We start from the raw sequence: 7894 nt of genomic DNA, 5'->3' as shown, positions 1-7894 counted from the left end.
GGATGTGGGGGGGTCGGGAACCCGGTGGTTGGGCCGGCCCCGCCCTCTTTCTGCTCCGGCTACTCGGGCCGGCCGAGCGTTCCACTCCGGCTACTCGGGCCGGCCGAGCGCCCACCCCGAGACGTCGGACAGCCGCCCGCGCCACAGCGGCAACCGCAGCGGAGCCGTACCGCCGAAGACGAGCGTGGCGTCCCTCAGATGGATCCACCGCGGCAGCTGCTGGGTGTCCTCGTCGGCACGGAGCTCCTTGATGCCCTGGTCCACGGTCTCGGGGAACTCGGCGATGAGGTTGGCCCCCTCGCCCTCGACCTGCCGCAGACTCCTGGACCACTCCGCCTTCCAGGCCTCGTGCCCGATCACGTCACCGTGCAGCACCCCGGCCGGGATGGTCAGCGTGAGCGGCAGTCCGGACCGCATCTCCCGGTCGAGCAGCTGGATCAGCAGCTGGAGCTGGATGTCGGGCACCGGCTCGGTGATCACCGCGGTCGAGTCCGGTGCGGTGTCGACGGACTCGTTCATGAGCTGTTCCCTTCGCCGCGGCGGCTGTCCCGGAGAGCATCCGCCCCCGGCAGACCGCACTGTCTGGTCCCGCTCACCTTCCCCGAAGGGGCCACCACACGCCTCCGGACGGGTCGGCACCTGGGCTGGCACCCGTGCGGAATCTATTTCGGATATACGCGGCTCGCTCGGGTACACGGGGAGACAGACCGGCCGACACGAACCTTTCCACGGGGTGAATCCGCATGACCGACCAACGCGTCGCACCTGTTTCCGCCGCCATGGAAGTCTCCTCGGAGGTTCCCGCCGAAGACGCCGAAGCCGCCCCCGGGCTCTCCTCGCAGACCGTGGCCCCGCCACTGCGCGCGGCGGACGCCCGCGAGGCCGCCGCCGCGTTCGTCGCGAAACTGAACCCGGCACCGTCCGCCCGTGCGGTCCAGGATCTGGTGCTGCTCTCCTCCGAGCTGGTGACGAACGCGATCCGGTACGCCGGAGCCGTCACCGCCCTGTCGTTCGGTGCCGACCAGGGCGCGCTGCACGTACGGGTCGCCGACCCTAGCCCCACTCATCCGCAGTGCCGCGTCCCGGACATGTCCGGCCGGACGGGCGGCTTCGGCTGGCCGATGGTCCTGCGGCTGGCGAGCAGCGTCACCGTCCACCGCAACGGCAGCCGCGGAAAGACGATTCTCGCCACGATGGCGCGCTGACCGGTCCACCGGCACCGGTCACGGTCCCCCGGATTCACGAACGACTGTCACAGATAACGACTGTCACAGATAGCGGCGGATCGGCACGACCGACGCTTCCCGGATCCGCTGCACCACCGATCGTCGCCTCCACCGCCGGCCCTCGATCAGCTCGCTCACCCGCATGTCCTGATCGAAGTGACCGTCCAGGACCGTGGTGAACGCCGGGTCCAGCACGGCGAGCATCACTTCCTCGTCGTGGTCCAGCGAGCGGCGGTTGAAGTTCGTGGAGCCGATCAGCGCGGCGACGCGGTCGACGGTGATCACCTTGGTGTGCATCATCGTCGGCCGGTACTGGAAGATCCGCACGCCGCAGGCGGTGAGCTCCTCGTAGTGGCGCTGCCCGGCGAGCTGGCAGACCCGCTTGTCCGTGTGCGGTCCCGGAAGCAGGATCTCCACCTCGACCCCGCGCCGGGCGGCTGCACAGAGCAGCTCCACGAAGTACGCGTCCGGAGCGAAATAGGCCGTGGTGAGCCGTACCCGCTCCTCGGCGGACTCCAGCACGACCCGCAGCAGCGTCTGCATGTCCTGCCAGCCGAAACTGGCCGACCCGCGCACGACCTGCACGACCGCGCTCCCGCACGGTTCCGCCTCGATGAACCGGTCGCGTGCGTCGAAGAGTTCGTCGTGGCACTCGGCCCAGTTCTGGGCGAACGCCGCCGCGAGCCCGTCCACGGCCGGACCACGCACCTGCACATGCGTGTCGCGCCACTCGTTCTCGTTACGGGCGTCGCCGCACCACTCCTCGGCTATCCCGACACCGCCGGTGAACGCGGTCTCCTCGTCGACGACCAGAACCTTGCGGTGGCAGCGGTGGTTCTGCTTCAACGGCGAGAGGTGGACCGGCTTGCGGAACCACGCCACCTGCACACCGGCCTCGTCCATCGCGGCGAGCTGGTCCTTCTCGATCAGTCTGCTGCCGAACCCGTCCAGCAGCAGACGGACCCGCACCCCGGCGCGGGCCCGTTCGGCGAGCGCGTCGGCGAACTCCCGGGCTATGTCACCGCGCCAGTAGACGAACGTCATCATGTCCACCGTGTGCTCGGCGCGGCGGATGGCGCCCAGCATCGCGGCGAAGATCTCGTCACCGTTGCGGAGCGGGACCAGCAGATTTCCTTCGGTGGCGGCGATACCGATCAGCCGCTCCAGTCGGCGCCGCAGCCGCAGCATGCGTTCCGCGAAGAGTTCGGCCTCCGGCACGGCGCAGGCGTCGGACGTATCCGGCCGCACGTGCTCCGGTCTGTCGTCCATGGTGCTGGTCATGCGTCTCCTCGACGGTCGTCACCGGGCGCTCCCCCGTGCCGCTTGCTGCGGAAGGGGCACGGGGAACCTTCCCATGACTTCATCGTCCAGGCGTTCGACGCCCGGCGTCCGGTTCGGATGCGGGGCGCGGAGAAGGTCAGGACTCGGGAAGCTCCCACTTGGAGGACTGCCTGTTGTAGCGGTACTCCGGCCGTCCGGCGGTGCTGCTCGTACGGAACGGCTTGCCGCCGTCGTCGATGCGCAGGGTGCCCTTCCGCCCGCCGCTGTTCCAGTCCAGCTCCATGTACCAGCTCACGTCATGGCCCTCCACATGCGCGTTGAGGTCGAAGACCTCCACATCGGTGGAGGAGACCCGGAACGGGAAGTTCTTCGCCGGTACGGTCTCGTCCCCCTGCTTCCCCGCCACAGGGGCGAGCCTGGGACGGCTGTCGTCCAGGTCCACGTCGAAGGACTGGGGCTCGATGCCACTCCCGCACCCGTCGGCCATCGAGTACGAGGACCGCTTCAGGGGAGCGCCCTGGCTCAGCACCCTCGTCCTCAGGTTTCCCAGGACGACCGCTTCCTTTGATGTGCCCTGCACCGTGAGTTCGAGCCGCATACGGCCGCCGTCCACCCCGCCCAGCGCCCGGGCCCAGCCACGGGTGTCACCCGGATCGGGCGGCGGAGGCACGTGATCGGCGTCCTGGTCCAGCAAGTAGTACTGCCCGCAGGGCCCGTCCCAGTTGTACGAGCTGACGGTGACGGTCGGCGGCTGCCCCGTGGCGCCCTTCGGCTTCGTCCCCGACTCGCGCGAGGCGGACGTGGTGGGATGTACGGACGGGCTGGGTGACCCGGTGTCCGCGGAAGCGCTCGCCGACCGCGACGGGCTGGGGGACGTGGAGGCGCTCTCCGAGGCCCCGGACACGGTGTCGGCCTTCCCCTCGTCCCCGGGGCCCTCCGTCCCGGTGCTGCCCGCGGCGTCGTGGCTCGACCCGGCGAGGTTGTTGGCGACGACGGCGGTGGGCACGGTGAGCGCGACAACGGCGGCCACTGCGAGCAGCACCCGGGTACGAGCGGAAGCGCGTCGCCAGCGGGCCGTGGAGGCCTGAGGGACGGGCCCCTGCCCGCGCTCCAGATCGGCTACGGGCTCGGGCTCCGGTTCCGAAGCCGGGGCCGGGACCGGGGCCGGGGCCGGGACCGGCTCGAGCGCCGGCTCCGGAGCCGGCGAGCTCTCGGCAGGCGGCACCGCATCGGCCACCCCACCGGCAACAGGAACCGCCGGAGTCTCCGCCGCCACGGCCGTCCCGGCTTCCGGCTTCCCGCGCCGCCGCGCCGCCTCGGCGACGATCCAGCGCCGGTGCAGCTCCACGAGTTCGTCGGACGTGGCGCCGCACAGCCTGGCCAGCCGCTCCACCGTCCCGTACTCATTGGGCACGGCGTCCCCGTTGCAGTACCGGTGCAGCGTCGACGTGCTGACGTGCAGCTTCGTCGCGAGCACGCCGTAACTGCGCCCCGAACGGTCCTTCAGTTCCTTGAGCAGGGCCGCGAAATCTTCGGCCTCCGGCGTCGCCACTGCAGCGTTCCCCCTCCTGGTTCGTCCCGGAACACCATTCCAGGGACGTGGAATCTGCCCAGGTCACAGTACGCGCAGGCGTTCCAGTATCCCCAATGGTCCGGCAGGCGTTGCGGCCGGAATCCGCCGCCCCACAAGCTGTGACCACACCGCAGAGACCACGGGGGACGAGCAATGAAAACGCTCTTCCGCATCGAGCTCATCGATGCTCTCGCCATCGGCGTGGTGATCGTGACCGGCACAGTCGTCCTGGTCCTGATCACCAGCCACTGAACGACTCAGACAACTACCTCACGGGGAGCACCACCATGCGCAGCAACCGCATCCGCACCACCGCCCTGGCCGCCACCGCACTCCTGGCCGCCCTCTCGCTCACCGCATGCAACGGTGACGACGGCAGCACGAGCGACAACGGCAAGGCGGGATCCACCGCCACGGCAACGAACAGCACCGACAAGCAGGCGCAGTCCCCGACCGCCGCACCGGAGAAGGACGGCAGCGACACCGGCAACGGCGGCACGTCCGAGACCAAGGCACCGGGCGCCAACGGCAACGGCAACGGGAAGACTTCCGGCGGCTCCACGGACAAGGCGGGAAAGACCGGCAACAGCACCACGCCCGTCACCTGCACCGGCGCCAACACCAAGACCACCGTCAGCAAGGTGACCCGCCCCGTCAACCACCTGCTGCTCACCGTGACGAACTCGGGCTCCAGCCCCTGCTACGCGTACTCCGCCCCCAGCCTCCGCTTCGACGACGCACAGGCCGTCTTCCCCGTCCTCGACTCCAGCCGGCCGCAGGCCGTCGTGACGCTCGACCCGGGCCAGTCCGCCTACGCCTCCATCGGCCTGTCGTCCGGCGAGGACGACCAGAGCAACCTCCACGAGAGCAAGAACCTCGGCGTCTACTTCTCCGGCAAGAACCCCGGAGGCTCCACCGGCACCCCGGCCAACCTGACGCTCCCGGCCGGCACCTCCTGGGGCGACAACGGCTTCGTCACCTACTGGCAGACCGAGATGGCCGACGCGCTCCAGTACTGAGCCACCCACGCAGGACCATCGGCGCTGAACCGCCGGAACAGACCGCACAGACCACCGCCACACTTCACGGGGAGTACATCCATCATGCGCAGCAACAGCATCCGCACCACCGTCCTCGCCGCCTCCGCGCTCCTGGCCGCCCTCTCGCTCACCGCATGCAGCAGCGGTGACAACGGCAGCACGAGCGACAACGGAAAGGCGGGAGCGGCCGCTCCGGCAGCGAACAGCGCCGCCAAGCAGGCACAGCCCCCGGCCGCCGCGCCGGAGGACGCCACCGACGTCGACGCCGGCACACAGAACGGCGCGACCGCCAAGCCGAAGACCATCGCGCAGCCCGCCACGAACGCCAAGAGTGGCGGAAAGGGCGCCACCGGCTCCACGGACCGGGCGAGCAGGAAGACCGGCAACAGCACCACGCCCGTCACCTGCACCGGCGCCAACACCAAGACGGCCGTCAGCAAGGTGACCCGCCCCGTCAACCACCTGCTGCTGACCGTCACCAACACGGGCAACCGCACCTGCTACGCCTACCACGCGCCCAAGCTCCGCTTCGACGACGCACAGGCCGTCTTCCCGATCCTGGACGCCAGCCGGCCGCAGGCCGTCGTGACGCTCGACCCGGGCCAGTCCGCCTACGCCTCCATCGGCCTGTCGTCCGGCGAGGACGACCAGAACAACCTGCACGAGAGCAAGAACCTCGGCGTCTACTTCTCCGGCAGGAACGCCGAAGGCTCCACCGGCACCCCGGCCAACCTGACGCTGCCGGCCGGCACCTCCTGGGGCGACAACGGCTTCGTCACCTACTGGCAGACCGAGATGGCCGACGCACTCCAGTACTGATACGCGTTGCTCCGCCCGCCCTGCGGGTAGGGAGCCACACGTAGGCACGATTCTGGGGGCGGTCGGTCATGCAGGAGACAACCAGGCTGAAGACATTCGGCCTATGGGTGTCCGCACTGGGCCTGGCCGCCCTGTTGCCTGCCCTCGTCGCCCTGTGGATCGGCGACAGCGTGGAGAAGCTGCTGACGGGCGAACCCGCCACCGTCCACACCGTCACCCGATGCGTAGAAGGTGGCGCACAGCTGCCGCCCTCCCACTGCGACGGATCGTGGACGTTCGCGGACGGGCGCACCGCGAGCGGCGAGATCACCGGTGACACGGTCTCGGCCGGCGACACGATATTCGCGGGCGCCGGCTGGGCCTACGACTCCACCTCCGGCCTCCACCGCCAGATCTGGGGACCGGTCGTCATCTTCGGTGCCGGAGTCGTCACCCTGCTGGTCACCTGGCAGAACTACCGCAGGAACAGGAACCGGCCGGACGCCGAGCTCAGCCCCGGCTGAGCTCGGGATCGAAGTCGAAGTCGAACCAGATCCGGTGAATGCCCTCCTCATCGACGGCGAGACCACCGCTCCCCCGGATCCCGGCCAGCCCACCGGTCCCGCTGGACGGCACGATCGTGAAGAACTCGTTGGTGCGGTCGCTACCGGTAGTCGCCGCCGAATGCGCGAAGTTGAACGTTCCCTCGTGCCCGCCGACGACACCTTCGAAGGCCTCCATGGCCACGTACGTGCCCACGCCGGTGGCCTGGTCGAAGGCGGCCGTGAACAGGGTCGTCGAACTCCCCCTGACCTCGCCCTCGAAGCTCTTCACAAGGGTCGCGACGCCCATCGGGAGGGGCGTTTCGACCTCCGGGACAGGCTTCAGATCGGACGGGACGAACGAGGTGACGGTGAAGGTTCCGGAAGCTCTCATGGCGTCGATCGTAGGGATTCCGGCGGGGCGCAAGGAAGACAACCGACGCAGGCGGACCGCGTGTCCGGCCCCCCGATTCAAGGACCTTCAGGACCAGAGGTTCCGGAAGGCCCCAGATGCCCCGCGCCGAGGCGGCGGGCGGGTACGGGCCGCTGGAGGCCCTCGCCTGCAACAAGGTCAATGTGAAGAAGGTGATCACCGCGTGGCCGGACATGCCGCGGGTGGCCGGTTCTCTGGTCACCAACCACGTGAGGGCGTACGACCTGCTGCGGATGTTCGGCCGCGAGGGGCATCCCAACCCGCTGGGGCAGGCGTTCGCCGAGTACGGGCGCATCGCCAAGACCTTGCGCCTGCTCGCCGTCGTCGACCCGGTCGACGACACCTACCGCCGCCAGATGCACAAGCAGCTCACCGTCCAGGAATCTCGCCACAAGCTGGCCCGCGACCTCTGCCACGGCAAGAAGGGCACCATCCACCAGGCGTACCGGGACGGGATGGAAGATCAGTTGGGCTCGCTGGGTCTCGTTTTGAATGCGGTGGTGCTTTGGACGACACGGTACATCGACGCCGCCGTTGCCCAGCTTCGCGCCGAAGGGCACCAGATCCGGGACGAGGACGTCGCACGGCGCTCTCCGCTCAAGCACACAAGAATTTGAACGTCCTGGGCCGCTACAGCTTCACCTTCTCCCAGCCGGTCGACGGCTTGCGGCCACTGCGCGATCCGGACGCTGCCGATCTCGACGACGATGACGACGGCAACGACGAGTGAGTCCGGCACGGGACGGCTTCGGCATCATGAGGGCGGCCATGGACGACGTCGAGCTCAACGACTTGGTCAGCGGTTGAGGACCATGAGAACGCGGGGGAGATCCGCGAAAACTTCTCGGTATGGCGGACCTTGAACCTCCATCCGCACCGATCCACTAACTGTCTGCAAGCAGACGAACCAAACCGGTGTCGCATGAGGAGACCCGTCCGGATGCACGGTACTCAGCCAGACGTCCGCATCCGCTCACCTCACCCGCGCACTTCTGCCAGAA

At 69.1% G+C, this 7894-nt stretch carries 9 protein-coding genes and 1 pseudogene; 5 read left to right on the top strand and 5 right to left on the bottom strand.

The annotated features are described in order from the left end of the window. Positions 1-90 precede the first annotated feature (90 nt). A complete protein-coding gene (locus ACFVW8_RS26490; protein WP_389694167.1) occupies positions 91-519 on the bottom strand; it encodes a hypothetical protein in 429 nt (142 codons plus the stop codon). A 224-nt stretch (positions 520-743) separates the two neighbouring features. On the opposite strand from ACFVW8_RS26490, the gene ACFVW8_RS26485 reads away from it, so the two are divergent. Next, positions 744-1205: an ATP-binding protein gene (locus ACFVW8_RS26485; protein WP_389694165.1), complete on the top strand. Its 462-nt coding sequence runs from the start codon at positions 744-746 to the stop codon at positions 1203-1205. A 63-nt stretch (positions 1206-1268) separates the two neighbouring features. On the opposite strand, the gene ACFVW8_RS26480 is transcribed toward ACFVW8_RS26485, so the two are convergent. Both ACFVW8_RS26480 and ACFVW8_RS26475 read right to left on the bottom strand, forming a co-directional pair. After that, the gene (locus tag ACFVW8_RS26480) at positions 1269-2507 is read right to left on the bottom strand and encodes a phosphatidylserine/phosphatidylglycerophosphate/cardiolipin synthase family protein (protein ID WP_389694164.1); all 1239 of its coding nucleotides are present in this window, start codon (positions 2505-2507) and stop codon (positions 1269-1271) included. 136 nt (positions 2508-2643) lie between these two features. Beyond that, positions 2644-4059: a helix-turn-helix domain-containing protein gene (locus ACFVW8_RS26475; RefSeq protein ID WP_389694162.1), complete on the bottom strand. Its 1416-nt coding sequence runs from the start codon at positions 4057-4059 to the stop codon at positions 2644-2646. A 308-nt stretch (positions 4060-4367) separates the two neighbouring features. Here ACFVW8_RS26475 and ACFVW8_RS26470 point away from each other — a divergent pair, with 308 nt between their 5' ends. From ACFVW8_RS26470 to ACFVW8_RS26460, 3 genes are all read left to right on the top strand, one after another. Continuing rightward, entirely contained in the window at positions 4368-5099 is a 732-nt protein-coding gene (locus tag ACFVW8_RS26470; protein WP_389694160.1) for a DUF4232 domain-containing protein, read from the top strand. An 84-nt stretch (positions 5100-5183) separates the two neighbouring features. Continuing rightward, on the top strand, positions 5184-5939 hold the full coding sequence (locus tag ACFVW8_RS26465; protein ID WP_389694158.1) for a DUF4232 domain-containing protein: 756 nt from the start codon (positions 5184-5186) through the stop codon (positions 5937-5939). Between the two features lie 68 nt (positions 5940-6007). Beyond that, positions 6008-6442 carry a hypothetical protein gene (locus ACFVW8_RS26460; protein ID WP_389694156.1) on the top strand — a complete coding sequence of 145 codons (435 nt, stop codon included), beginning with the start codon at positions 6008-6010 and terminating at the stop codon, positions 6440-6442. On the opposite strand, the gene ACFVW8_RS26455 is transcribed toward ACFVW8_RS26460, so the two are convergent. After that, positions 6429-6854: a DUF3224 domain-containing protein gene (locus ACFVW8_RS26455; protein ID WP_389694154.1), complete on the bottom strand. Its 426-nt coding sequence runs from the start codon at positions 6852-6854 to the stop codon at positions 6429-6431. The two genes, ACFVW8_RS26460 and ACFVW8_RS26455, sit on opposite strands and share 14 nt — an antisense overlap. A 67-nt stretch (positions 6855-6921) precedes the next feature. Between ACFVW8_RS26455 and ACFVW8_RS26450 the strand changes: the two are divergent. Next, positions 6922-7623, top strand: a pseudogene (locus ACFVW8_RS26450) (Tn3 family transposase); the annotation flags it as partial. A gap of 66 nt (positions 7624-7689) precedes the next feature. Here ACFVW8_RS26450 and ACFVW8_RS26445 read toward each other — a convergent pair. Then, entirely contained in the window at positions 7690-7839 is a 150-nt protein-coding gene (locus ACFVW8_RS26445) for a hypothetical protein (RefSeq protein ID WP_389694152.1), read from the bottom strand. Positions 7840-7894: the final 55 nt, after the last annotated feature.

The organism is Streptomyces sp. NPDC058221 (genome assembly GCF_042882365.1).
Lineage (GTDB): Bacteria > Actinomycetota > Actinomycetes > Streptomycetales > Streptomycetaceae > Streptomyces.
This window is presented reverse-complemented; position numbering and strand designations above follow the sequence as displayed.

Excerpts from the sequence above, each read along its gene's own strand:
- ACFVW8_RS26465 (WP_389694158.1), top strand. The coding sequence starts at position 5,184 with ATGCGCAGCAACAGCATCCGCACCACCGTCCTCGCCGCCTCCGCGCTC.
- ACFVW8_RS26485 (WP_389694165.1), top strand. The coding sequence starts at position 744 with ATGACCGACCAACGCGTCGCACCTGTTTCCGCCGCCATGGAAGTCTCC.
- ACFVW8_RS26480 (WP_389694164.1), bottom strand. The coding sequence starts at position 2,507 with ATGACCAGCACCATGGACGACAGACCGGAGCACGTGCGGCCGGATACG.
- ACFVW8_RS26455 (WP_389694154.1), bottom strand. The coding sequence starts at position 6,854 with ATGAGAGCTTCCGGAACCTTCACCGTCACCTCGTTCGTCCCGTCCGAT.
- ACFVW8_RS26490 (WP_389694167.1), bottom strand. The coding sequence starts at position 519 with ATGAACGAGTCCGTCGACACCGCACCGGACTCGACCGCGGTGATCACC.
- ACFVW8_RS26470 (WP_389694160.1), top strand. The coding sequence starts at position 4,368 with ATGCGCAGCAACCGCATCCGCACCACCGCCCTGGCCGCCACCGCACTC.
- ACFVW8_RS26460 (WP_389694156.1), top strand. The coding sequence starts at position 6,008 with ATGCAGGAGACAACCAGGCTGAAGACATTCGGCCTATGGGTGTCCGCA.